Annotated in this window: 22 protein-coding genes and 1 pseudogene; 8 read left to right on the forward strand and 15 right to left on the reverse strand. The window is 47.1% G+C overall.

What is annotated here, in order from left to right; translation table 11 throughout:
- Positions 1–206: 206 nt before the first annotated feature.
- The 4 genes and pseudogenes from H8K32_RS07975 to H8K32_RS07985 form a co-directional block, all read right to left on the reverse strand.
- Positions 207–530, reverse strand: coding sequence for a hypothetical protein (locus tag H8K32_RS07975; RefSeq protein WP_186911956.1), 324 nt, complete (start codon positions 528–530; stop codon positions 207–209).
- 1 nt (position 531) lies between these two features.
- Entirely contained in the window at positions 532–1,350 is an 819-nt protein-coding gene (locus H8K32_RS20570; RefSeq protein ID WP_186912087.1) for an RHS repeat-associated core domain-containing protein, read from the reverse strand.
- A 172-nt stretch (positions 1,351–1,522) separates the two neighbouring features.
- Positions 1,523–1,672, reverse strand: a pseudogene (locus tag H8K32_RS20340) (IS6 family transposase); the annotation flags it as partial.
- Between the two features lie 115 nt (positions 1,673–1,787).
- Positions 1,788–2,429, reverse strand: a complete 642-nt coding sequence (locus tag H8K32_RS07985) for a YcbK family protein (RefSeq protein WP_186911957.1) — start codon at positions 2,427–2,429, stop codon at positions 1,788–1,790.
- Positions 2,430–2,765: 336 nt separating this feature from the next.
- Between H8K32_RS07985 and H8K32_RS07990 the strand changes: the two genes are divergently transcribed.
- Complete coding sequence (locus H8K32_RS07990) at positions 2,766–3,962, forward strand: GIN domain-containing protein (protein WP_186911958.1); 1,197 nt, start codon at positions 2,766–2,768, stop codon at positions 3,960–3,962.
- Between the two features lie 114 nt (positions 3,963–4,076).
- On the opposite strand, the gene H8K32_RS07995 is transcribed toward H8K32_RS07990, so the two are convergent.
- From H8K32_RS07995 to H8K32_RS08015, 5 genes are all read right to left on the reverse strand, one after another.
- Positions 4,077–4,505 carry a hypothetical protein gene (locus H8K32_RS07995; RefSeq protein ID WP_246447213.1) on the reverse strand — a complete coding sequence of 143 codons (429 nt, stop codon included), beginning with the start codon at positions 4,503–4,505 and terminating at the stop codon, positions 4,077–4,079.
- Between the two features lie 28 nt (positions 4,506–4,533).
- Positions 4,534–5,442 carry a TraB/GumN family protein gene (locus tag H8K32_RS08000; RefSeq protein WP_186911959.1) on the reverse strand — a complete coding sequence of 303 codons (909 nt, stop codon included), beginning with the start codon at positions 5,440–5,442 and terminating at the stop codon, positions 4,534–4,536.
- A 97-nt stretch (positions 5,443–5,539) separates the two neighbouring features.
- A complete protein-coding gene (locus H8K32_RS08005) occupies positions 5,540–6,334 on the reverse strand; it encodes a substrate-binding periplasmic protein (protein WP_186911960.1) in 795 nt (264 codons plus the stop codon).
- A 29-nt stretch (positions 6,335–6,363) separates the two neighbouring features.
- Complete coding sequence (locus H8K32_RS08010) at positions 6,364–7,134, reverse strand: CPBP family glutamic-type intramembrane protease (RefSeq protein WP_186911961.1); 771 nt, start codon at positions 7,132–7,134, stop codon at positions 6,364–6,366.
- A 36-nt stretch (positions 7,135–7,170) separates the two neighbouring features.
- Complete coding sequence (locus H8K32_RS08015; RefSeq protein WP_186911962.1) at positions 7,171–9,216, reverse strand: UvrD-helicase domain-containing protein; 2,046 nt, start codon at positions 9,214–9,216, stop codon at positions 7,171–7,173.
- A gap of 118 nt (positions 9,217–9,334) precedes the next feature.
- On the opposite strand from H8K32_RS08015, the gene H8K32_RS08020 reads away from it, so the two are divergent.
- A complete protein-coding gene (locus tag H8K32_RS08020; protein ID WP_186911963.1) occupies positions 9,335–9,817 on the forward strand; it encodes an AtaL-like protein in 483 nt (160 codons plus the stop codon).
- Between the two features lie 15 nt (positions 9,818–9,832).
- On the opposite strand, the gene H8K32_RS08025 is transcribed toward H8K32_RS08020, so the two are convergent.
- The 5 genes from H8K32_RS08025 to H8K32_RS08045 are packed head-to-tail and all read right to left on the reverse strand — an operon-like array spanning position 9,833 to position 14,292.
- A complete protein-coding gene (locus H8K32_RS08025) occupies positions 9,833–10,405 on the reverse strand; it encodes a DUF4405 domain-containing protein (RefSeq protein WP_246447214.1) in 573 nt (190 codons plus the stop codon).
- Complete coding sequence (locus tag H8K32_RS08030; RefSeq protein ID WP_186911964.1) at positions 10,353–11,177, reverse strand: FAD:protein FMN transferase; 825 nt, start codon at positions 11,175–11,177, stop codon at positions 10,353–10,355. The genes H8K32_RS08025 and H8K32_RS08030 overlap by 53 nt, the downstream gene beginning before the upstream one ends.
- Positions 11,174–11,704 (reverse strand): FMN-binding protein, encoded by a 531-nt coding sequence (locus H8K32_RS08035; RefSeq protein WP_186912090.1) that lies wholly within the window; start codon positions 11,702–11,704, stop codon positions 11,174–11,176. Before H8K32_RS08035 ends, H8K32_RS08030 begins: the two co-directional genes overlap by 4 nt.
- Positions 11,705–11,718: 14 nt before the next feature.
- Positions 11,719–13,065: a hypothetical protein gene (locus tag H8K32_RS08040; protein WP_186911965.1), complete on the reverse strand. Its 1,347-nt coding sequence runs from the start codon at positions 13,063–13,065 to the stop codon at positions 11,719–11,721.
- Positions 13,066–13,116: 51 nt separating this feature from the next.
- Positions 13,117–14,292, reverse strand: coding sequence for a cytochrome-c peroxidase (locus H8K32_RS08045; RefSeq protein WP_186912091.1), 1,176 nt, complete (start codon positions 14,290–14,292; stop codon positions 13,117–13,119).
- Between the two features lie 333 nt (positions 14,293–14,625).
- Here H8K32_RS08045 and H8K32_RS08050 point away from each other — a divergent pair, with 333 nt between their 5' ends.
- From H8K32_RS08050 to H8K32_RS08075, 6 genes are all read left to right on the forward strand, one after another.
- On the forward strand, positions 14,626–15,714 hold the full coding sequence (locus tag H8K32_RS08050) for a polymer-forming cytoskeletal protein (protein ID WP_186911966.1): 1,089 nt from the start codon (positions 14,626–14,628) through the stop codon (positions 15,712–15,714).
- Positions 15,715–15,950: 236 nt separating this feature from the next.
- Entirely contained in the window at positions 15,951–18,044 is a 2,094-nt protein-coding gene (locus H8K32_RS08055; protein ID WP_186912092.1) for a S46 family peptidase, read from the forward strand.
- A 181-nt stretch (positions 18,045–18,225) separates the two neighbouring features.
- Positions 18,226–18,849, forward strand: a complete 624-nt coding sequence (locus H8K32_RS08060; protein WP_186911967.1) for a paraquat-inducible protein A — start codon at positions 18,226–18,228, stop codon at positions 18,847–18,849.
- Positions 18,836–19,504 carry a paraquat-inducible protein A gene (locus H8K32_RS08065; protein WP_246447216.1) on the forward strand — a complete coding sequence of 223 codons (669 nt, stop codon included), beginning with the start codon at positions 18,836–18,838 and terminating at the stop codon, positions 19,502–19,504. Before H8K32_RS08060 ends, H8K32_RS08065 begins: the two co-directional genes overlap by 14 nt.
- Positions 19,497–21,179, forward strand: a complete 1,683-nt coding sequence (locus tag H8K32_RS08070; RefSeq protein WP_186911968.1) for a PqiB family protein — start codon at positions 19,497–19,499, stop codon at positions 21,177–21,179. The genes H8K32_RS08065 and H8K32_RS08070 overlap by 8 nt, the downstream gene beginning before the upstream one ends.
- Positions 21,176–21,805 (forward strand): PqiC family protein, encoded by a 630-nt coding sequence (locus tag H8K32_RS08075; RefSeq protein WP_186911969.1) that lies wholly within the window; start codon positions 21,176–21,178, stop codon positions 21,803–21,805. Before H8K32_RS08070 ends, H8K32_RS08075 begins: the two co-directional genes overlap by 4 nt.
- Positions 21,806–21,829: 24 nt before the next feature.
- Here the strand turns inward: H8K32_RS08075 and H8K32_RS08080 are convergent, their stop codons facing one another.
- Positions 21,830–24,664: a putative bifunctional diguanylate cyclase/phosphodiesterase gene (locus H8K32_RS08080; protein ID WP_186911970.1), complete on the reverse strand. Its 2,835-nt coding sequence runs from the start codon at positions 24,662–24,664 to the stop codon at positions 21,830–21,832.
- Between the last annotated feature and the right edge of the window lie 56 nt (positions 24,665–24,720).

The following is a 24,720-nucleotide window of genomic DNA, read 5'->3' on the forward strand; positions in this document are numbered from 1 at the left end:
CAGCTTCACAACCACCCGCAACAAACACCAGGAATAACTAAGAAGAACAATCTACCATCTGGATCAATACGAGTTAAAGGATTTCCCCCGACATACGCATACGTAAAAAAACCGGCAAAGGATGTTTCCCTTACCGGTTTTTTTGTCTATAAGTATAAAGAGATGAGACTGTGTACTATAGCCGTATTATGAGAACGTTATAAAAATTAGTTTTTAATGCCATTGACCTCAATACTTTGCAGCAATTCATCTAAAGAAAAGTCATCTAAATTCGCCCATTTCATACGTGCCTCTATAAATCTCCGTAAAGCGACAATTAATTCATGCACGTGACTTGGCATATTTTCTGCAACACAAATCTGTATCGTTCGAAAATCTTTCACCGAAAACGATAACAATCTACCGGTAGCGTCGTATCCGGCATATTCATTATGCTGAATATCGATTGCCTCAATACTCTGCTCCGCATCTTTTAACGACCAATAGATAGATACGTCGCCGTTTTCATCAATAATCAATGGCATTTTCATATTAAAACCTGTCACACCAATTTTTATCCGGAGACTTTTTCTCCCAAGGACGATGTCGTCCAATACCTTGCACTTGAGGAGTTTTACCATTGCCATCTGGCGAACCTCTACGATGGTAGTGAGGCCACTCGCCATATTTATTACCCGTTCTATTTCCCCACGGAGCAATTATTATATTTTTGTCAATGCCTATCTCTCCACCAGATTTAATACCAATCGCATTAACCACAATACCCGCTCCTACTCCTCCCCAGTATTCTCTCGAACTGAAATCAACTGCGTCATTGGTTCCCATTATTTCGCGAATTAAAGACGTCATCCCTAAAGACACACCGTCACCAAAACCTGCAGCGGCATTAACAACAGGCTGAGGAATAGCCGGCATATCAGCCCACCCCGCGCAGCTCCCATTTTCATTTCGATACAAACACATCTCCAATTCCGATGGATCCGTTCCAGAAACAGGATTCCCACCCACATAGGCATAGGTATTGATGCCACCGTTGAGTCCAATCGGATCACTCGTTACATACCGCCCCGTTTGCGGATCATAATACCGGTTGTAGTTGTAATGCAACCCCGTCTCTTGATCTTCATACTGCCCCGGAAACCGTAACTTGGACGTGATCGTTGCTTTATCAGTTGTGACTGCAGGTGTCGTGACCGTAGCGCGTCCAAATGGCGTATAACTCGCACTCCACACGATATTGCCTGCTTTATCGGTCGCTTGCATCGGTGTTTGCAAATGATCGTTATGGTAGTAGGCGATGGTGTCTTGACCTGAGCTGTTCTTGGTTTTGATGAACAGTATTCCGGTCATAAAGCCATTGTCTGGTTTAGGACCGTATTGGGTCGTAATGGTAGCGCTACCGCTTAATGTCGTGGTTTGATCTGCATTGAGTGTGATGTCTTGCGTTGCTTCTGCGATCAAGCCTTCGTCAGCGTAAAGGAAGCTGGTGCATTTTGCCGGGTTGAGGCTTGCTCCATCATATCTTTTCCAACATCGGTAAGAACTGGCACGCACAACGATTAATAGAAGAGTGATCCACAAACACGCCGCGCTCTTGCATCATCTCTTCAATACGGCGATAACTCAAAGGATAAGCGGCATACCACCGTATACAAACCAAAATCACTTCCAGCGGAAAACGTCAGCCTTTGGTGTTCACCGTCGTCATCAAAAATTACCGTTCGCATCAAACTCCTTCGTTTAAGGTAATCACTCTCTTTTCAAAATTAACGCGACATCCCTACTAACTACCCCTTCCAACTACGCTGCAAGCCGGTGTCCGTATGGATCCAGCCACCGTTTGCACTAGCGCGGTAATAGAAGCCCACACCACCCTCACGAAAACTGGTGATCAGCGAGCCCAGTACTTCTTCATGTAAATGGGGAATACGGATGTCAGCGGCTTTGCCGTCCATATGCAAGGATTTACGTGCGGCAGGAACACCTTGTTCGATCAACCGACGATTAGAATCTGGTGTGCGATATCCAGATAAAATTTCTAGCGGTTTGGTCATACCAAAACGCGCCACATAGGCTTGGGTGGCCCATAAGGTTTCAAACAACTTAGGATCGATTGCTGCGGATTGTTTGCCATTCACGTCACGCAAAATATGGCACAACTCCTGATAGGCAGAATCGATAATTTCACCATCTTTCCAGTAGAGCAATTTGCTACGCTCGTTGGATGCCGGGCGGATCAGATCAATCGTCCGTGGCTTTACCCAAAAATCGATGTCTAAAGCTTGCGAGTCGAACAGATCAGGCGGCGGCGCTAATTCGGACGATTTTGCATCCGCCGCATGCGCAGAGCCTATTAATTTTGTGGTGCTGAACAGGCCAGCAGCGGTGAGAAGAATACTTTTCTTTAATATTTGGCGGCGTGTAGTCATAGGCAGTCTGATTCAGAAATAAGAAAAGTGCTCACTAAAATGAAAAAAATCATGGCCTGAATTCCTGTGAAAGGGCTTATGCAAAACCATCAGGAGACAAAACGGCAAACAAAAATCTCGCTTTAATAAATACCCCAGGTTTCGCAACCGGGTCATTTTGTGAAGTTCCTGTACACCAAGTGTAATGCCAAAATACAAATATGCAACGCCCATCTCCTTTTTTTACATCCGGGAACACGGATTCTGCATTCCGTCGCAATCTATAGGCAATTCTGTCGATAACAAGACTACACTTAAGTATTGCTCAATATTAATTAACTCACTTAATTTTATATTATGAAAAAAAATATCGCCTGGCTAGTTGTAGCCCTGATCACTCTCTCAGCATGTGAGGTAAAAATTGATGGCGAAAAAATCGTCGGTAGTGGTAAATCCATCACCGAGCAAAGACCGGTAACCGCATTTACTGAGCTTGAAAATCAAAGTTTTTTCGATATCGTCATCACCAAAGGGGATAAAGACGAAGTCGAAATCACCGGGGATGATAATTTGGTTTCCCAAATCGAAACCGTTGTAGAAGGTCAACGACTCGTCATTCGGAATAAAAATAAGTCGTTTAGTTTTACCTGGAAAAATACGCCAGGTACCGTCAAGATCAAAGCAGCACACTTAGATAGCGTGGACAACTCCGGCAGCGGTGATATAGAACTACGCGGTCTTGAAAACGACAAGTTTTCGCTCAAATCGAATAGCTCGGGCGACATCAAAGCAATCGGCCAGGTGCAATCACTCAATGCAATAGCGAACGGCAGTGGTGACCTTCACCTCGATCAATTATCAGTTGCTCAGGCCGATATAAATATGAATAGCGCAGGCGACGTGAAGATGGGTAAGCTTAGCAAGCTACTGAATCTGAAAGTTAACGGTAGCGGTGATTTTCTGGCTGATTACTTGCAAGATGCGTCGGTCAACCTGATGTTACAAGGACCAGGTAGCGCGAAATTACGAGGTCAGGTCACAGAATTAAAAGTCGATGCCTCCGGTTCAGGTGACCTCGATGTTGAGGGACTCAAAGTAGCGCAAGCGACTTTACAATTGTACGGGCCTGGCGACGTCAATTTGGCTGGTGCAGCAGATAACTTGATGATTACCATTAACGGGTCAGGCGATGTCGATGCAAAAGACTTACACGCAAAAACGGTCGTGCTCAAAAATAATGGCCCTGCCAATGTTAGTCTCAACGTTGATCAAAACCTCAATGCAGAAATCTCTGGTTCAGGCGATTTAGACGCAAAATTGAATGCGGCCAATAAGATCGAAATAGTCATGAATGGTCCTGGAGCCAGTTCATTATCCGGCACTGCGGATAATCTTACTGCCAAGATCAACGGCTCAGGTGACCTGCATGCACGTGAATTGCTGTTACGCTTAGCCAACATCAAAGTAAATGGTCCAAGCGAGGCAGAAGTTAACGTTAAACAAACGAACGGCGCGCGTGTGGTACGAATTGACCGCAACGGCGTTGTGAATTAGCGTTTTTGATTCAACTCTACCCGCCCCAGAGCAATAGATGGGGCGAGTGAAGTTGAGCGTAATGCGTCTTACAAATGAAGTTTTAACGGCGACTAACAACGCTAAACGTCATGCTTACTTTTGAATCCGGTACGCATGTTGCAGCACCAGCCGACTACCAGCAATCAGGCTATTCAAACCTAAAATCAATTGCACTAATACCTGACCAGGGACTAACCAGATTTGACCGCGTGGTGGGGCTACGCGGGTCACTGCAGTTAATACCGGCTCTGCCCATGCAGCGTCTGGCGTGACGTCTAACAAAATATCGCCGTCACTATTGGTATGCAAATAAATTTCGCCGCCATGCAACAAATGAAAGCAAACACCATATCCAGCTTGAGGGTTCTTGCCTGTTATTTGTTGTAATTCACGGTCATGCAAATCCAGCCAGGCTTCGACATCATTGACGTTTTCCAGCGATACCCACGCGTGTTCACGCAACAAATACTCTGTCTTTGAGACTGTTCCGGCAGTCTCATCTGCAGGAAATTCAGACGACATATAATTTTTCTTTACTTATTCTTAGAATCTATTTGATCTGACGGACTTGCAATCCACGCTGTTTCAACAAATCGCTAATGCTATTGGTTCCCGCAATATGTCCAGCGCCAACCACCACCAGCACGTGCTTACCCGCTGCCATTAATTCGACGATTTTATCAGCCATGGCTGGGTTACGCTCATCGAGTAATCGTTTCATGATTTTTTTTGAGCCCGGATTTTTGTTTGCCTCGGCTTGCAACATGCTCACGACCTTTTCTGCGTTTCCGTCCTTCCATGCTGCAATAAGTTGGTTGGTATCACGTATTGCTTCACCGTTGCTTATACTTTCTAAAGTTTGCGACAACATGGCATCGCCTTCTTCATCACTCAGACCACCTAAAATCTGCGCCTGGTATTCCATGGTCTCTAACTCGACGATCGATTTTTTATCTTTCTTAGCACGATTGATGAAATGGATATCTACTCCTTGTGCAGGATCGTAGCCTTGTCGCGCAAAGCTACCTACCAACAGTCCCGTCGCAACCATCGCAGGCTTTAATGGTTGAAAGCGCTCTGCCACAGGTCCGGTCATCTTTTGTAAGGACTCCCATGTCGCTGGCTGCAGGTGATTTTGTAATTTGTCCGGCGCTGCATACTTTAACAAGGGTAAGGCCTTGACTGCTGCCTCGCCATCAGTGCCATCAAGCTCAACTGCTAAGGTGTCAGCCTGCTTATATGCTTTTTGGACTTTTTCCGGTAAGGGATAAAAACTTGCTTTCGCGAGATGAATGGAACCAAATAAATAGGCAGTATTGGTCGCCGATTTCACTTCCCATAACACGCCTTTAGCGGTGGTCTCTGCGGTAGTTTTGGCGTACGTATTTCCAGCAAACAGCGCAATCGAAAACAGCACAGAAATATGTTTCAGGAGAGCGTTAGAGAATTTAATTTGCATGATGATGGGAGTCAATGTGGAAAATATTTATTCGGAGAATTCAGATCGCGGAGGAAACGGGCAAATAATATCAAACCTGAGCGTGTAAAGTTTGCTTTTAGTCTTTATGCAGCATAGGGTGGCGGCGCCATTCTTCGGTAGCTTTTTTAAGTTCCCGGTCAATGTCTCCATTTTTACGCATTTTGTCTATTTGCTCGTTGAACGCATTTAAATATTTAAGACACGGACTTTTGCTGACAAATCCAACCAGGTTGGCTGTTTCTGTCACAAACGGTTTGACTGCCTGTATCCGCAGATCTAATTTTGATGTCATCAACGCATTGGTTGCTGGGTAATAACCTGTCAATACGTAGTCAAATCGATTGGCAATCAACATCCGGAAACTGGTTTCCATGTTGTGCGTCACTTCAACTTGCAAATGTTCATCCATGAAACTATCAAAGGGCTGACCAAAACGGTTTCCACGCGCAACACCACCCCGGCGTCCGATCAGATCTTCCTTTTTTGCGAAAGAAAATGACTCACCTTTACGCACAAAGACAGCAACCGGATTGCTCAACAACGGTAAGCTAAAGGTCAGAAATTCGCGGCGTTCCGGGGTATCTTTTAGACTAGTGACCAGATCGATACTACCGTTTTCTGCTGCGATTAAGACCCGCTTCCACGGTCCCAGATAACGAAATTCAAAAGGAACACCTATTGCATTTAATGCTTTAGTGGTCAGGGTGATACTCGCCCCCTGAAAATGCTGACCGTCATACCAATGTAGCGGGGGATAAGCGGGGTCAGCGGAAATAACAACTTTAGGGCAAGCTTCCTGCGCCAACACGGTTGCTGATGTGGCTAGTGATATGGTGAATAACACAAACAGATCCGAGAACCAGCGGTGCATCGACAACCCCTTTACCACACTGAAAATGATCAATTAAACATAATTGACAAGGTAACAAAAAGACTATTGTGTAGGCAATGTAAAATAACAGAACTGGCAAGTCCTTGTCGCAAACGAAGATAGCCTAACAGACAGCCGACACCTAGTTGCGCACTAATCGCAAACACCAGCAAATAATCTCTGTCATTGGTGGAGTAAAAATTTGCCAGATGTGCGAGTCCAAAACAAATGGTGTAAAACCAGAAGACATAAGGGTAATAACGAATAAAAGCTCTGCCACGAGCAAAACGTCTGCCGTTACCGATCGGCGCGCGTCTCATCAATATCTTGTCTACCAGAGCGGCCAGTAAAATAACCCCGGCAACAATCGCAATAATAGTGAAACTTTGTGCGCAGTACAAAGACAGCAAGACAGGTCCGACGAACAAGCTGTAGCCAACTCGCCGCAACCCAGCCCGGAATATAAGTTCTTCAATAATCGGGGCGACAAGTACAGCTAAGTACATATTACGAACATTGAAGTCCAACTTGTCTTCTAAACCTGCCCAATGCTCAAGAATAGCATTAATAGGGGTAGCAACTAATAGAATGAAACACAGATCAACAGCCAGTAGGAACAAGATCCTGCGCCAGCCATGACTCAGAGGAACGGAAACACCGCGTCCACGCTGAGGCTTCCTTAAAAAAACCAGCAATTCATGCCATTCTTGACGCCAGACAAAGCTCGGCTTTGTACTCCGCACTGGCAATTCCTTTACTACGCTATCGCCAGATATTTCTTCACTACATTGTTGCACCATCCGCTAACCTCAATATCAATCTGAAAACATTTTTACTCAATCGATTGTCAGATGATGGTTTGTTTTTGTCAACAAAGCTTTTAAATTCGCTAAGCGTTCTTTTGGGGTTAGTGTTTCGGCTTCGGTGGGCACGGCGTCGCCTTCATCAAGCTTCATTTCTTTAATGAATCGGGAGACATCACAATGCACCGGGGCGCCAGCGCGTTTGCGCTTTTTGCACCAGGTAATATGCAGGCTGCGCTGGGCGCGCGTGATGCCCACATACATGAGTCGCCGTTCTTCCTCTATACGCGCCGCTAAGGTCTCTATTGGTGCATCTGGGTCGCCTTTGTGCGGCAAGATGCCTTCTTCAACGCCAACTAAAAACACGTGCGGATATTCCAGTCCTTTGGATGCATGCAAGGTCGACATCCGCACGGCATCTGGTTCTTCGTCTTTGCCTTCCATCATACTCATCAAGGCCACCATCTGCGTCAGATCCAGCAGACTGCGGTGATCATCGGTGCCGTCCTTGCCGCCACTGCCTTTGGTTTTCAGCCACTGCGTAAAATCGAGCACGTTTTGCCATTTGCTCTGCGCAGCGCGATCATCAAAGCTATCGTACAAATAGGCTTCGTAGTTGATTTCTTTCATCAAGTCATCGAGCAATTCTGCCGCGTGCCCTTCGCGGTGCGCATGCGCCTCAACGTGATTGATAAAGGTCGCAAATTCACGCAAAGGCCGCAATTGTCGCTCAGTCAGCTTCGCTTCGATGCCGCCCTTAAATACCGCCGCAAATAATGAGCATTGCCATTGACCAGCGAATGCGCCTAACACTTCCAACGTGGCCTGACCGACACCACGTTTTGGCGTGGTAATGGCGCGAATGAACGCCGGATCATCGTCTTCGTTAGCAATGAGGCGTAAGTACGCAATGATGTCTTTGATTTCTGCACGGTCAAAGAAGCTCTGACCACCAGAAATCGTGTACGGAATTCGTTCTTTGCGCAAGGCTTGTTCTATCACTCTGGCCTGATGATTGCCGCGATACAAAATCGCATAATCGGAATACTTGGCGCGGCGTTCAAATCTGTGCGCAGAGATCATGATGGCGACTTGTTCTGCCTCTTGCTCATCGTCTTGCATGCCCAGCACTTTGACCGGATCACCGAGACCGTGTTCTGACCACAATGATTTTTCAAACAGCTTGGGGTTATTACCAATCACCGCATTGGCGGCTTGCAAAATACGCGTGCTGGAACGGTAATTTTGTTCGAGTTTAATGATTTCCAGATTGGGAAAATCAACTTGCAGGGTTTTCAGATTTTCGATAGTTGCGCCACGCCACGCGTAAATCGCCTGATCATCATCACCCACGGCGGTGAACATGGGCTTTTTGCCGATCCCGCTGACTAATAATTTCACCAGCTCGTATTGGCAGGTATTGGTGTCTTGATATTCATCGACAAGCAAATAACGCAAACGGCGCTGCCATTTGTCGCGCACCTGTTCGTTACTGCGGAATAACTCCACCGGCAAGCGTATCAAGTCATCGAAATCGACGGCCTGATATGCTGACAAGGTGGCAACGTAGCTGCGATAAATGCGTGCGGCAGTGGCTTCATCTTCGTCTTGTGCCTGTTTCAGAGCTTGTTCGGGATCGATCAGCGCATTCTTCCACAAGGACATGGCGGTTTGTATCCGGCGTATCAATTGCTTATCGGTGGTAATCGCCAAATCCTGCACCAAAGCAAAGCAATCATCGCTGTCCATAATCGAAAAACGGTCTTTCAATCCCAGTGCCTGCGCTTCTTGGCGCAGAATTTTGACGCCCAGCGAGTGGAAGGTCGATACCGTCAATTGCTTGGCCTGACGCGGTTCCGCCAGCAGTTTGGCGATACGTTCCTGCATTTCCAGCGCGGCTTTATTGGTAAATGTCAGTGCCGCGATGTGCTTGGGTTCATAGCCGTGTAATTCGATCAGATTGACGATTTTTTGGGTAATCACCCGGGTTTTACCCGAGCCAGCTCCTGCCAAGACCAGGCATGGGCCGTCCATATAATTGACAGCATTTCTTTGGGGAGCATTGAGACCGTGGGACATAGGCGCTTGAAAAACAAAGTAAGCGCTATTGTAGCCTTATGCCAGCATGACAGCGGGATTTACCACGATAGCGGTCAACAAGAGTAAACTAGCGCCCAACTAATTTGAAAGCAAGATCATGAAATTTGAACATTTGGTCGAAATTAACGACATCCTTAACCCTATCGCTGATTTTTTAACCCGCGAGCAATTGTGGCGTGGTCTGGTCATGCGTGCCGACTCACCTAAACTGTTTGTGCCGCATCTGGATGAAGCCAGCATCATAGACCGTACCGAAGCCAGCATGACCAGAACTTTGCGTTATGGCAATTTATCAGTCACAGATACGGTCAATTTTGTGCATCTGGATCATATCCACTATGACGTACCAGCGCAGGGTGAAATACCGCCATCTTCCTTGCGCATGGTGATCGAAGAGCCACAGCCTGAGCATTTGTTTGTACGCTTTATCTACGAAAACAGCGCCAGCGCAGAGCAAGATCAGGCAGAAGAAATGTATAACGAATACCGTCGTTCAGCATATCTGGAAGCGGATATCGACACCATCAGAATGATACGTGAACTAGCTGAAGCCGGACGTCTGGATACGCCGCTGAATTAAACAGCAAACTATTCGTCAAGCTTTAGGATGTCGCCTGCCCAAAAAAATGTGCAGAAAAAGCAATACGGGCAAGGCGCAACCTATCACCCAATGCGCAACCGACCAAAGTGGACGGGCGGTTTCGCTGGCGAAGTAGTACAAACCATAACCAGTGACCGCCAGCCACATCAAGCTAAGGATCATGGTCCAACCACTTGCCCGGTTACGATGGGCACGATGGGCGCGACGCATGTGTTGCAGCAACAAACTACCCACTAACACCGCAAATGGCATGATCAAGGCACCGTGGACTTGCATAGACCAGTGTTCTAAGGGATGTACCGTTTCTCCAAACTCACCCATCACACGCAGGCTGAAATGCGCGATAAGCCAGGCAATGCCGCTCAACAGTAAGGCAGTCAGCACGGCGTAGATACTGAGCTTATGCCAATTTTCTAACTTGAACTGCAGACGCACAGCACTTGTTGAAGTGGGATGACGCAGACTTTGTTTGTGGGTACGCATAGGCTGGCTAATAATGAATGGCTGGCGATAATCAGAGAATAAATGCTTTTGCCTGATAAGTTTCCAGACAAGGATGACGCGCATCGTGCGTTGCGGCAAGTAGCTTGGTCAGGCCATCCGCCAGCATACAGGAAGGTGCGAGCACCGAATAGCTGTGAGCGGCATGCAAAGAACGCCCGTTACGACCATCGAACAAGGCGCTATGCCATTCGCCACGCCATTTTTTCTGAGAAAAATACGTCGCCGAACTTGCCATTGCCTGATCTTGCAAAAGGATATTTCTTGCCATTGTCGTAGGTTGTTGCGGATCACGAATTGCTATTGCGTGTTGGCCCAACACGCGGAGATCGCCACCAGCATTAACGCAAGCGTGTTGTATACCAAAGTTTTGTAATGCCAGAATCGCCTGATCAACCGCATACCCCTTAGCGATTCCACCGACATCTAGCCAGTCGTTGCGTAATTTTTTTATCTGACCATCGTTGAACAGTTCATAGGCCTGTTTGCCGCTTTGATATTCGGGTAGCGGCGTGCTTGCGCTGTGAGGTAAAAATTCGCAGGCAGCGAGACGGCTGGCAATTCTCACGTCAAAAATCCCGGCTGTGACCTGATTCAGTTCTTGGGCAAGATTCAGAACGCTGAAGGTATGAGGACTTAATTTGATCTTTGCGCCGATAGCAGCGCGATTAAAGCTTGTAATGTCGCTGGCATCAGAATGAAAACTCATACACTCATGGACGTCGCGCACTACGCCAAAAGCAGCTTGAAATGCCGCTTGCAGCAGGTTGTCCGGCAACGCATCCAAAATGCTGATATCGACCAAAGTGCCTAACCAAGGCTGGGCACGACGGTTCATTTTTTCAATGTCACCTGAGCGATGGCAGCAATACGACGAACACCATCCGTCACGTGGGTACATGACAAGGTCGCGCCGCTGATATTGGCAATCCCTTCGCCGACGACCAAACCCGTGTTTGCCGTTTTTCCGACAAATTGCCGACGCCAGTTGGCATTGCGAATTTCAAAGCCGTGGCTTTCACGATAAGTCAGAATTTCAACTTGTTTGACGCTGGCATCCGGTAACAAACCAACAGCATAAGAAATCAACTCAAACTTGCCGATGACGTCATCCAACACCACGTAACCTAACAAGGTATTGTCTTTGTATGCGGCGATAGTACGCCAGGCAACGGAGCGTGCTGGCACACCGGCGATTTTTTCAACCTGCTTCATTTGCTCAGTATTTAATTGCAAGGGCTGCGCATTGAAGTGATTGGCCTCTGGAAAAATACTTTGTTGTGCTTGCTCTACCGTCAGATATTGCGTGGCAAAAGCACTGCTGCTCACAGCAGCGAGTGTTGTCAAAGACAGAGGAGCAAGCATTTTCATAAAAACAATCAGAACGAGTAACCAACACCGAGATTATATCGATCTTGGTTGCTATCCTGCTGGAACTTTTGGTAGTCCGCTTTCAGCACTACGCCTTCACCGATGCGGAAATTAGCACCCATGGTCGTTACTTTTTGATCTGCTGCCGGAGCTAAACCCAGACCTTGCGGCATTGCCGTATACGATTGTGCTGTATTGAACTGCTCATAACGTAAGAATGGAGTCAGGCTGTAACTATCTGTTTTCCAAACCTGATACGCAGCCTGCGTGTACCAACCATAGAACGAGGATGGAACCGGCGTTACTTGTCCCGCAAAAGTCTGATTCAAAGCAGCAACGCCAGTGATGGTGCCGCGGGTATACAAGGCGCTCACATCAAGCTTGCCGGGGTTGTAGCGGGCATGCATATCCCACAAAGTGACGCGGGCATCGTTCGCGACGGAATTAGGCGCACCCTGTCCTGCTTTACCTGTAAAGGCCGAGCCACCTAACAACAAACCTGGCACACCGCGCCAGTTCAATGCTGCGTGCATGCTCAGGTCACGCGATTTAGCGAGCTGCCCTTCCTGGTGAATACTGCCTAAAGGAGATGTGCTGCCGTCAGTGCTGGTGGCGTCCCATTTATTGATATCAAAACCTGTCGTCAGACCCGCGTCCCAGCTAATGCCGTTGTCATGCGTTCCGGACAAGCCAAAACCTGCTTCGCGCCAGGTACTTGGGATAATCGCAGTTTCAACAAAATTTCGCTTTACGCCATAGTAAGCAGTTGGTTCATGATTGGTGTTGAGCAAACCGACTGGCATCAAAAACAGACCCGCTTTGCCACTCAAACCCGGACGAATTTCATGCTCTACGTACAATTGCTCAACTTCGCTCTCACCTTTGTCATCTTTGGAAGTGACTGCGTGTTCCCATTCAAATTCGGCAACCATTTTAGTTTTTTCGTCAAAACGATGGGTGATGCCAATGACTGCACGAGCGACATCCGTTTGCGCCTGGCTGTTTGACTGACGAGGGCGGGTGTAATTGACCTCACCGTAGCTGCTGATCACGGTCTGCGAACCTGATTTGCTTGCTTGTTCTGCCATTGCAACCGCTGAACCAGTGGTCGCGGCTGTAACACTAGAGATTGCCGCCGTATTTTCTGCAACGCTGGTGCTCAATTGTTGTTGATTCTTGGCGACACTGTCTGTTTTTTGCTTGGTCGCAGCCAATTCAGCTTTAATCGCATCCAATTCAGCGGCAAGTTTTTCTATTTTTTGAAGCAAGGCTGCTTCATCAGCGTGAGCTGGCGTAACAAAGGCGGTAGCGATGATGGCGCTGCAAATGCTCAGGGAAAAGATATTTTTTTTCATATTCACTTTCGGTATTTTAATTTTTAATGTCGATATTTTTATTGCTATTGCTTAAGGCTTGTAACCGTCGTTCAAGGTCGATAGGAAGGTAATCACATCCTCTACCTCTGATGGCGTCAGTGCAGCAGCCATGCCTGGTTGGCGGTTGTATGGCACTTCCTTCACATTGACGTTACCCGCATAAGCGGCAGGCAAATCATTAAATTTTTGAATACTTCCATCTGTGCCAAATGGGAACCACTCTTCAGGATTGGTATCACGGCGCACATAAAAATTGACGACATCGCGCAGGTTATTAAATTGGCCGTTATGGAAGAACACTTTGCGAGTCGCTACGTTACGCAGCGTTGGTACCTTGAATGCGCCGCAAAATTCAGTACGTTTGGTTAAATCAGTACGATCCGGGCCACAGACACCCATGTCGAAATAATCTGCTGCTGCGGTTGCCGGTATCAGCTTATTCCTCGGCACACCCAGATTGTCGAAGGTGAAGTCGGTAAACAGTGGGGCTGATCCATCTGCTCCCTTCTTGCTGATGTGGCAGGCCGCACAATTACCCTTAGTTGGATTATTGAACAAAGCAAGTCCGCGTAACTCGCTGTCCGACAGGGTGGCTTTGCCTGCTAAAAAGCGATCGTATTTTGAATCGTAGGGATGAAAATCACTGTCTTCCAATTGATACTGTTGTAATGCAAACAAGGCACGTTCAAATGCGCTGTCCACATTGCTAAAAATAGTGGCGCCAAAGGCATTTTTGAATTCGTTGACATAGCCCGCGCGCTGCAATTTGGCAACGACGTCGGCACGTCCGTTGTTGGCCATTTCGTGTGCGGCCATGAATGGCGTCTCGGCTTGTACCGCCAGGTTTGGTGCCTTACCGTCACGGGTAAATCCACCTAAAGGCTTACCGTCGTCACCAAATGCAAAAGCCGGTGTTTTATCGAGATAGCGCAATGAAGGAACTGCGCGAAAGCCTGGCACATCCAGGTTTTGACCACCAAGTTGGACGCTGAGATTATTGGTTTGGGCGTGCGCATTGCTAGGATCATGGCAAGTTGCACAGGACATTTTCCCTGATGCTGAGAGGCTGATATCGGAAAAGATTTTTTTTCCGACCTGCGCGGCTGCACTCATACCCGCATCAGAACCCGCGTTGCTCGCTGGCGCGGCGGAAGTACCACCACCGCCACCGCAAGCACTTAACACGGTGATTGAAGCACTCAGCATAAGGCCCAGCAAAAAGCGCGGACGAAAATAGACATAGGCTGCTTTAGAGGCAGCAATTGAGGTGGATGGCATCATAATTGTAAAAGAAAGCGCAGACTTGTCGCTTTAGAGAAAGAGACAATTCTTAACACAAATGAGAATGATTGCTATTGTATTTTATAATGATTGATAATTACAACTAAAATTGCCTGATGTTGTCGATCGAGTACAAAATAAAAACCCAGTATTTGATCTTTTTATCAATCAAAAATCTGCCAAGTGTCGTTTTCTCACGCTTAACTCTGGGATAATGGCGAACAATTTTGTTTTCACCCTCACCTTTTAAGGTCCATCATGACTAAACGCGCCGCCAAGCCAGCAGTGACCCTGCCTGCTATTCCAGCTCCAGAACCGTTCCAAGCCAAGACCCTGAAACGCAAGCAATTTGCCAGCACTGGTGATGTGCATATCCAAGGTGATGTGACGATCACGACGCAATTAACCGTCGGTGGCGATTTGTTGATTGATGGTGATTTGATTGCAGAAGAAGTGTATTGCCTCGGTAAGCTGACGGTGACTGGTGATATTCAGGTGCAGTCTTTGTACATCGGTCATACGCTCGATGTGGGTGGCAATATCGATGTTGAATTTTTGGTTAAAACTGGCTGCAGTGCCGAATGGATGGTACGCGTACTGGAAATAGATCAGCGCAAACCAGCAAAAGATGGCAGCAGTTTTATGGATGCTCTGGTCCATCCGGCTATCCTGGCGCGTCATGAGCACAACGATGTGTTTGGCGGTTTTGGTGATATCCAATGCCTTGGTTATTTGTCTTGTGCGGATCTTGATTGCCACGGCAATCTGCAACTCGACGATGATCTGGAAGCATCGGAAGTGCAATTCGTTGGTGGTCATCTGGCAGCCAGCGCCATTCACGTTGCGGGCGATTGCAATTGCCAGGGTGAAGTATTCAGCGAAACTAATATTGAAGTCGAAGGCAGTCTGTTTGCCGGCGAAATCATCAGCCAGGGTAATGTTGCTGCGGGTTCTATCGGTAGCCAGGGCGATATCAGCGCCTGGGGCAGTATCCGTGCCAAAGGTGAAATCAGCAGCTTGTTTGGTGAAATCCACGCAGGCCGCTGGATCGCCACGGCTGCCAGTTTGTACGCGGCAAAATACATCAAGGCCGGTGAGTCAGTGGTCGGTGAAAAAGGCATCAGCTGCGGGAAGGACTACGGCATTTTCGCTGGCTCTACCCTACCACGTTCTGAATGGGCGACCAATGGCATGATTTCGGCAAACGCCAAACCGCGTCTGATCTTGTCTGGTGAATTTGTGGCAGATAAAAAGCTGCGCCATATCGATGCGTTAGAAAAAAAGCGCGATAAAGAACTGGATTGGGAAATTTCACGTCGTGTAAAACGTGAAATGTTGGCAGAGTAAAGATCCCACGAGATACCCTGTCGCCAGCAGCACTCGGTATCTCAGTTTGACCTCTTTGCAATCTGAACGACAATGATGCTGTGCTTATTTGTACGCCTTATTTACCTCTAATAACGATAGTTTCCTCTCTTGCTCGCTTGCTCGCTTGAGACTGAGAAACAAAACAATTCACGGAGCACAATTTGAACAAATTGAATTTCTTTTCTTTACTATTAAGCAGTGCTGCAATCAGCAGCATGTCAATGGCATATGCCGATGAAGGTCAATGGCAGCCACACCAGTTACCTCAACTGAAAGCGGAATTAAAACGAGTAGGCATTGTCCTTCCCGCTGAAAAATTAGCCGATCTGACCAAAGCGCCATTGAGCGCGATGTTATCGCTGGGCGGATGTTCCGCATCATTTGTCTCCGATGCCGGTTTAGTCGTGACTAATCATCATTGCGCTTATGGTGCGATACAACGCAATTCCAGCGCCCAAAAAAATTACATCAGTGATGGGTTCTTAGCTAAAACCATGAGCGAAGAATTGCCGGCCGGTAGCGATTCGCGCATGTATATCACGGACAAAGTTGACAACGTTACGGCCCAGGTTTTGCAAGGTATCAGTCCTACAATGACTGGTAAAGATCGTCATGCTATGGTCGAAAATAAAATCAAAGCATTGATTACCGAGTGCGAACAAGACAAAGCCTACCGTTGTTCTATCCCTAGTTTTCATCGTGGCATGGAATATTACCGGATACGTCAATTGATGATCCGTGACGTGCGTCTGGTGTATGCGCCTTCGGACAAGATCGGCAATTTTGGCGGTGAGGTCGATAATTTTGAATGGCCACGCCATACCGGCGATTTTTCATTTTTACGTGCTTATGTTGGCAAAGATGGTCGTCCTGCAGACCCATCACCCGACAATATCCCGTATAAATCTAAAGATTTCTTAACGATTTCAGCATTGGGTCTGAAGAATGGCGATCCGATTTTACTGGCAGGTTACCCCGGCCGGACTAGTCGTTATAAATTGCCAGAAGAAATCCGCTTCGCACGCGATGTCAGCTATCCAAAGCGCATTGCTGAATCACAATCTGACGTGGAAGTAATTAATGCAGCAACACAGGGAAATCCCGATGCGGTAGTGCGCTATGCAAGTGTGGTCAAGGGCATCAATAATGGTCTGAAAAAAACCCAAGGATTGGTTGATGGCTTTAACCGCAAAGACATCGCGGCCATCAAAGATGAGCAGGATGCCGAATTCCGCAGCTGGTTTAGTAAAAATAATCCAGACAAAGATTTTTTGAAAGAACTCGATACCGTGATCGCCAGTGATATGGCATTGACGGAAGAAGAGTTTGCCTGGTCAGTGGCGAACAATAGCGAGCTATTGAGAAGCGCCCGTACCTTGTATCGTCTGGCACTGGAAACCGCGAAGCCAGATGCACAACGTGAAGCTGGCTTCCAGCAGCGTGATGTCGCGTTTATTGCAGCACGGCTGAATCGTCTGGAACAATCGTATATGCAAAATGTCGATCAGGCACGCTATACCGCTGCATTACAAAGGTATAACAAACTTGATGCTAAAACCCACCCACAAGGACTCGACATTTTATTGCCGATGCCGGAATCGGTTGCCAGCATGTATCAACAAAGCGAGTTGGGAAATACGGCCAAACGCCTCGCGTGGCTGAAACAAGATGCTGCCGCGTTCTTACAGTCAGATGATGCCTTTATTAAACTCGCGATCAAATTACACGATATCGGGATGACACTCGAAGAGCGTCGTAAAGAAGTGAACGGAAATCTGGAACGCGTTATTCCACAATATATGCAAGCAGTGATCACCTGGAAAAACTCGCAAGGAAAGCCTGTCTACGCCGATGCCAACTCTACACTACGCGTTACTTATGGCACGGTTGCTCCATACAGTCCCAAAGACGGCGTGACCAAGGGTCCGTTCACCACCGTCGAAGGTATTGTTGAGAAACATACCGGCAAAGAGCCTTTCATTGCGCCAGATAATTTGCTGACAGCGATCAAAGAAAAACGTTACGGTGTATTTAAAGATGCGACACTTGGCACAGTGCCAGTAGATTTCTTGTCCAGTGCCGATACTACGGGTGGTAATTCCGGATCAGCAGTCTTGAATAAAAATGGCGAACTGATTGGGTTGAATTTTGATTCCACTTACGAATCAATTACCAAGGATTGGTATTTCGATAGCGCCATCACACGTGCAATTCATGTCGATATCCGGTACATGTTATGGGTTATGAAAGAAGTAGATCATGCAGACAACGTACTCAAGGAAATGTCAGTCAAATATCCGATTAAATAAAAATAAAGCATTTAAGCTGAAGCTCTGATCATTAAAACGGCATGTCGCAAGACATGCCGTTTTTTTTATTTCGTCAATAAATTTAAATGAGCAAAATTATCACTAACGGGGATGGCAAGTATCCAACATTATGTTTTAATGTCACGCTGCATTCCCTCTTGAAATAAATGGATAGCTTTTTATGTCAGAAGTAAAACTCGTGGTGTGTCACGAATGCGATCTGATTTGCCAGGAAAAAACACTCGCTGTTGGTGAAGCCGCCAGTTGCCCGCGTTGTCGTGCCAAACTATTTCAGCACCGTGGTTCGACCCTGGAACAAACACTGGCAATGGCATTTACCACTGTAATTCTGTTTTTAATCATGAACACCTTCCCGCTGATGGCATTGCATTTGCAACAAAATACGCGCGAAACCAGTTTATTAGGAGCGGCGTTAGCAATGTGGGATCGAGAAATGCCGGTATTATGCGTGCTTGTGATACTCACCACGATAGTTGCCCCTGCGATGCAAATTGGCATCGAAATTTATGTTTTATCGCGACTAAAGTGGGGCAAGCAGCTCAAAACCACAGGCTTGCCTATGGTCATCTTACAAAAGCTACGCCCGTGGAGCATGGTTGAAGTATTCATGCTGGGATTGTTAGTATCTTTGGTGAAATTAAAAGATTTAGCCGATATTATCGTCGGCCCGGCCTTCTGGTCTTGTTCAGGTTTGATTGTCGTCTCAGCTTACATGGGAACAATGTTAACGCCGCATAATGTCTGGAACTGGTTTCAGCAAAGGAAATCAGATGTCCAGGTTTGAAGACGAACAAATCCCTCCAGCATTGACGCCAATGCGTCATCATTTAGCGACCGGCGCCAGCGCTAATTTGGCAACATGCCGCATTTGCGAGACGCTCTGTCACATTCACGCCAATGATGCCAAATGCCCAGTCTGCGGAACACATCTGCATTTGCGCAGTAAAACAGCATTCAGCAAATCAGTGGCCTATCTGATTGCAGCTTATATTCTGTATATCCCCGCCAATTTATTGCCGGTCATGCATACCGAAACCATTTTCGGCCCTGAAGACGATACCATCATGAGCGGCGTGGTGTTGCTGTTCGCTTCCGGTTCCTGGCCTTTGGGATTATTGGTATTTTTTGCCAGCGTGATGGTGCCATTGCTAAAGCTTTTTTCTATGAGCTTTTTACTGTTTACTTGCTGGCGGCGCTCAGCCTCTCACCCTTTGCAACGGACGCAATTATTTCGTATCGTTGAAACGGTTGGACGCTGGTCGATGTTAGATATTTATGTGGTTACTGTGTTAGTTGCCTTGGTGCAGTTTCAAAGCCTGGCGGCTGTTTATCCGGGTGAAGGCGCGTTTGCATTTGCTACAGTCGTGGTACTGACGATGTTGTCAGCAATAAATTTTGATTCTCGTTTAATTTGGGATGCAATAGATACCGATGAATGATCATGTTCCACCCTCTCCTGAGGGACAAGATACCGCTGCCACAGCACGTGCTCAAGCGGCACAAATTCCCACTGTAAACGTCCATTCACGTCGGCGGCTGCCATCCGTGGTCTGGATCGTCCCCTTCATTGCGGCTTTAATCGGCTTGTGGCTGGTGATTCATAGTATCACCAGCCAGGGTCCGGTAATTACGATCACGTTTAAATCCGCAGAAGGTCTTGAAGTCGGTAAGACTAAACTGCGCTACAAAGACGTTGATGTCGGACAGGTCAAGGCGATCAGTTTATCGAGTGATAGGAAAAACGTGATTGTGACGGCGCAATTGATTAAAAGTGCTGCGGATATTCTTGCTACTGATACGCGTTTTTTTGTGGTCAGACCGCGCATATCTGGCGGCTCAGTATCCGGTTTGAGTACGTTGTTGTCAGGTGCTTACATTAGCGTCGACGTAGGTGTCGCCAAAGATAGTACGGATGAGTTCACGGGCTTGGAAACGCCGCCTTTAGTCACACGCGATTCTGTCGGTCATGAATTTATTTTACATGGCAAACAAATCGGTTCCATCAACTACGGCTCCCCAGTTTACTTCCGGCATATTGATGCTGGACATGTCACGCAATACAGTCTGGATAAAGATGGCAAGGGTATTACGCTACGAGTCTTTATCGACGCACCGTATGACCAGTACGTCAATACGCAAACCCGCTTCTGGCACGCCAGCGGTGTAGAAGTGTCGTTGGACGCAAATGGCGTCAAAGTCGCCACTGAATCGTTGACCTCAATACTCGATGGTGGCTTAGCATTTCAGGACGTCGACGATGCGCCACCAGGTTTAAAACCTGCCGACAATGGCACAGTGTTCAGCTTATTTGAAAACCGCGAACATGCGATGCGCTCTCCCGATACCAGAGTCCGATCCTACGTGATGTATTTTAAAGATTCGCTGCGTGGTTTATCTAAGGGGGCCCCCGTTGATTTACACGGTATTGTGATCGGCGAAGTGAAGTCTATCGGTGTGGATTTTTCTGAAAGTGGCGATGTGCCGCGCTTTCCTGTCGAGGTCAGCATTTATCCGGATCGTCTGCGTTCGCAACTCAGAAATGGCGCACAAGCACCGGATGACGATACCGCACGCAAAGAACATGCTTTGCTTGATCGCCTGGTTGCGAAAGGCCTGCGAGCACAATTAAAATCCGGTAATTTGCTGACCGGACAGCTCTATGTAGCACTGGATTTTTTCACCGATGCGCCGCCAGCAAAGATCAACTGGAATAGCGATGTTCCAGTATTACCTAGCAATAACGGTGGCTTGGCAGAAATTCAGGATACGGTAGGTCGGATCGCTAAAAAAATTGACAAGCTTCCATTCGAACAACTATCCGGTGAACTGTTGACCGCAATGACGAAGCTAAATAAGACGCTGGAAAACACAGAAAAATTAAGTCGTCATCTTGATACTGAAGTCACCCCAGAATTGACTTCAACCTTAAAGGAAGCGCGTGCAACCTTGACCAGCGCCAACGCCGTATTATCAGAAGATGCACCGGTACAACAAGACTTACGTGAAGCCCTCAAACAGGTTTCCAAATCAGCGCGCTCGTTGGCTAATTTTGCCGATACTTTAGAGCGTCATCCGGATGCGTTGGTGTTTGGAAAAGAGAAAGTTAAACCATGATCAAGTTCAATCAATACTCTTTGATTTCGCACCAGCAACTGCTACGCAAGCTGGGCGTTGCGGCACTTGTTACGACGCTGGTGGCTTGTGCCAGTCCAAATAAAGACCGTTTTTATCAGCTCGCTTACGCCAATCAAGACCATACGTCTGATGATGCAAAATATGACGTCATTCTCGATACAGTCACGATACCTGATGGGATAAATCGGCCACAATTAGTAGTACAAAAATCGCCGACAGAATCACAAATTCTGGATGAACAACGCTGGGTAGCACCGCTGGATGAACAAATCAGACAAACGTTTCTTTCTAATTTGCAGGCACAATTGCCAGAGGCGTGGTTAGCTCTACGTGCTGATACACACGCGACTTTACCGCGTTATTTTGTTCATGCTGAGATCCAGCAATTACAAATAACGCCAGGCCAGGACATAGCGATCGATATTGTCTGGACTATTTCCGACGCCAACAAAAAACCGTTACGGCGCCAGCATTTACGACGCTCAATGGCATTAAACGACGCAGATTACGGTGGCATTGCCCCAGCAATTTCCAGTGTATTACGCAGCATATCTGAGAACATGGCCAAAGATATCTTGCAAGCGACTCAGCAACGCCTGAAATAAATGTTTCATATTGGTGGTCGTTGATTAGTTCACGACCACACTTCGCCATGCAGTAGGAGCCAGATAGCCTTGCGCCCATGCCAGCACCTGATTAGCTGGCATGGGGCGTGCAATACCAAACCCTTGAGCAAGATCGCAACCCAAACGCATCAAAGCAACACCGTGCTCGGTGGTCTCAACACCTTCAGCAATGACCTCTCGTTTAAACGCCCGTGCCAGACCAATAATTGCACCAATCAAAGCCAGATCATCCTGGTCATCCAACATATCGCGGATAAAACTCTGATCAATTTTCAATGTATTGGCCGGTAAGCGTTTGAGATAAGATAAAGAAGAATATCCCGTGCCAAAATCATCTAGGGCGAAACGCACTCCTAACTGCTGCGCTGCCAGCATCACTTCGTGCACATATTGAATGTCTTGAATCGCTGCCGACTCCAGAATTTCAATTTCCAGACTTTGGGATGGCAATTGTGGAAAGGCAGAAAGAATCTCGCTAAGCTTTTCTAGAAAATCATGACATTGGAAATGTCTGGCAGCAATATTGACACTGATCACCCATTGGTGACCAGCAGCGATCCACTCCTGCAGGTAAGCTAGTGATTTACGCATCACCCATTCACCGACTTCAATAATCAGATCCGTTTGTTCTATCAGTGGCAAAAATTCCATAGGACTAAGTATGCCGCGCTCCGGATGGTCCCAACGCAGCAAAGCTTCCATTCCTATCACGAGCCCACGTCGCATATCGACCTTGGGTTGAAAATATAAGACAAATTCATTGTTATATAAGGCTTCACTAATCCGTACGCGTTGGTTGTGATGCGTGCGCACTTCCTGATCGCGTTGAGCATCGAACAAATGGTATTTATTGCGACCGCTGATCTTAGCCTGATACATGGCTTGATCGGCAAAGCGTAACAAGGCATCAGGGCTCTGTTCATCGCGTGGATAGATCGCCACACCAATACTGGCTGACATGACGGTGTTGCGCTGTTCGATCTGATATGGCTGTGCTAATTCGGCCAACAGAAGCACCAGATTTTTATCTACCTCTGCCAGATCATGTTGATTTTGAAGAAGGACTACAAATTCATCTCCTCCAAGACGCGCGACCAAATTTCCTTCTCCAACGCTGCGCTCCAATCTGCGTGCAACGCGTTGCAACAGCTTATCGGCGAACTCCTGACCATATTGTTCGTTCACAGCCTGAAAATGATCTAAATCCAGCAGACACACAGCGAGGAATGTATTTTGTTGACGCGCTATCGTAATCGCATTTTGAAAATGCGCGGTCAAAGAACTACGATTCGCCAATCCAGTCAAAATATCATGACCAGCCTGCCAGGAAATTTGTCTCAATAATTGGCGTTGTTCGCTCAAATCCCGGAAAATCAACACGCAACCCCGATGCGTACCATCAACCTGCCGAATCGGCGCAGCGGTAAAATTAATGTCTAACAGCTTGCCATTGCGGCAGCGTAAAGCTTGATTATTGGCTTGGTACGTAGAGCTTTGCCATTCAATATTTTGCAGAAACGCAAAAAACAAACTTTGCTGTTCGGGGTCGGATAATTCAAATACCTCAGTCAACAATAAACTTTGCGCCTCGTCCCGGCTCCATCCCGTTAACTGCCGCGCCACCCGATTGAGTGTCAGAATACGACCGTCAATATCGGTACTAATCACAGCGTCACCAATCGAATCGAGCGTGGTTTCGACTCTTTCTTTTTCTTCTGCGAGATCAGCCTGCATTTGCTTGCGTTCGCTGATATCGACCAGTGCGCCGATCACACCTGATGGTTTTCCTTCCACGCTAGTGTAGGTTGCTTCGTAATAAATGACGTCCAGATCTTTGTCCGCTGTCGGGACATTCATTTCTAAGACCAATTGTTGTCCCTGGTGCGCATCTTTTTGAGTGTGCAGGTTATAACTGATCTGCTCAATTAATGGCAAGATTTCTTGCATGGGACGCCCCACAGCGTGCTGCGCACTCATACCGAACATTTGCGTCCACGCGGCATTCACACCACGGCAAATTCCGTTGCGATCTTTAAAAAAAATAGGGATGGGTAAAGCAGTCAACAATTGCCAGGTAAAGTGTAATTGCTCGTTTTGTTCAGCCTGACTCACGCGCAGTGAAGTCACCAACTGTTCGACCTCTGCTGCCATACTATTAAAAGTAGAACTAAGCGCTCGTCCCTCCGAAGTGCCGCCCACTTCCATACGAACGGAGTATTCACCGTGTTGAAAGCGATGATTTGCCGCGGCCAGTTGTGCCAAAGTCTTTGCATTGGCTCTCACCACCAACGCTAATAATGAAAAAACCACTATCAGCAAAAAACTGGAAATAAGTAATTGTTGCTGCACTTTTTTCCAGATGAGATACGTTGCGGGAGCAGCATTTGCATCTATTCGCAACTTGCCAGTTTGTCCGTTTGCGAGGGCAACCGTGGTCTGTAGTTTCAATGGTGGAAGTTTGATCAGGTGTCCAAACCAGGGCGGCGGGTTTTTTGGTACTGTTTCTGCCTTAGTTAAATTTGATGCGTGAGGTTGTTGATGACTCTCTACGTTTTGTTGATCTGCGCTCCAGTAAATCGCTGCAAGCTCCGGTGTTGCGCCGAGCTCTTGCTCGAATAAGCGCGAAATATCAGTAACATTGCCACTTTCATCAAGTTCCGTGATGCGTGTGCTCAGGTAATGGGCTGTTTGCGTCAGAACGACTTGTTGTCTTTGATGCGCTAGTCCAGTTTCAGCATCTATTAAAAGGTAATACCGCAAGCCTGCAACGGCAAGGACGAGAACTAGTAATGGTACAAATAGGCGGTTATACGCGCCTTGTTGTAACCATAAATGCATGATTTTTCTGATAGTTTGCACAAATTCTATGAAAATCTAAGGTGAGAATAACTGTA

It is taken from the genome of Cognatundibacterium jejuense (assembly GCF_014284255.1).
Taxonomy (GTDB): domain Bacteria; phylum Pseudomonadota; class Gammaproteobacteria; order Burkholderiales; family Burkholderiaceae_D; genus Undibacterium; species Undibacterium jejuense.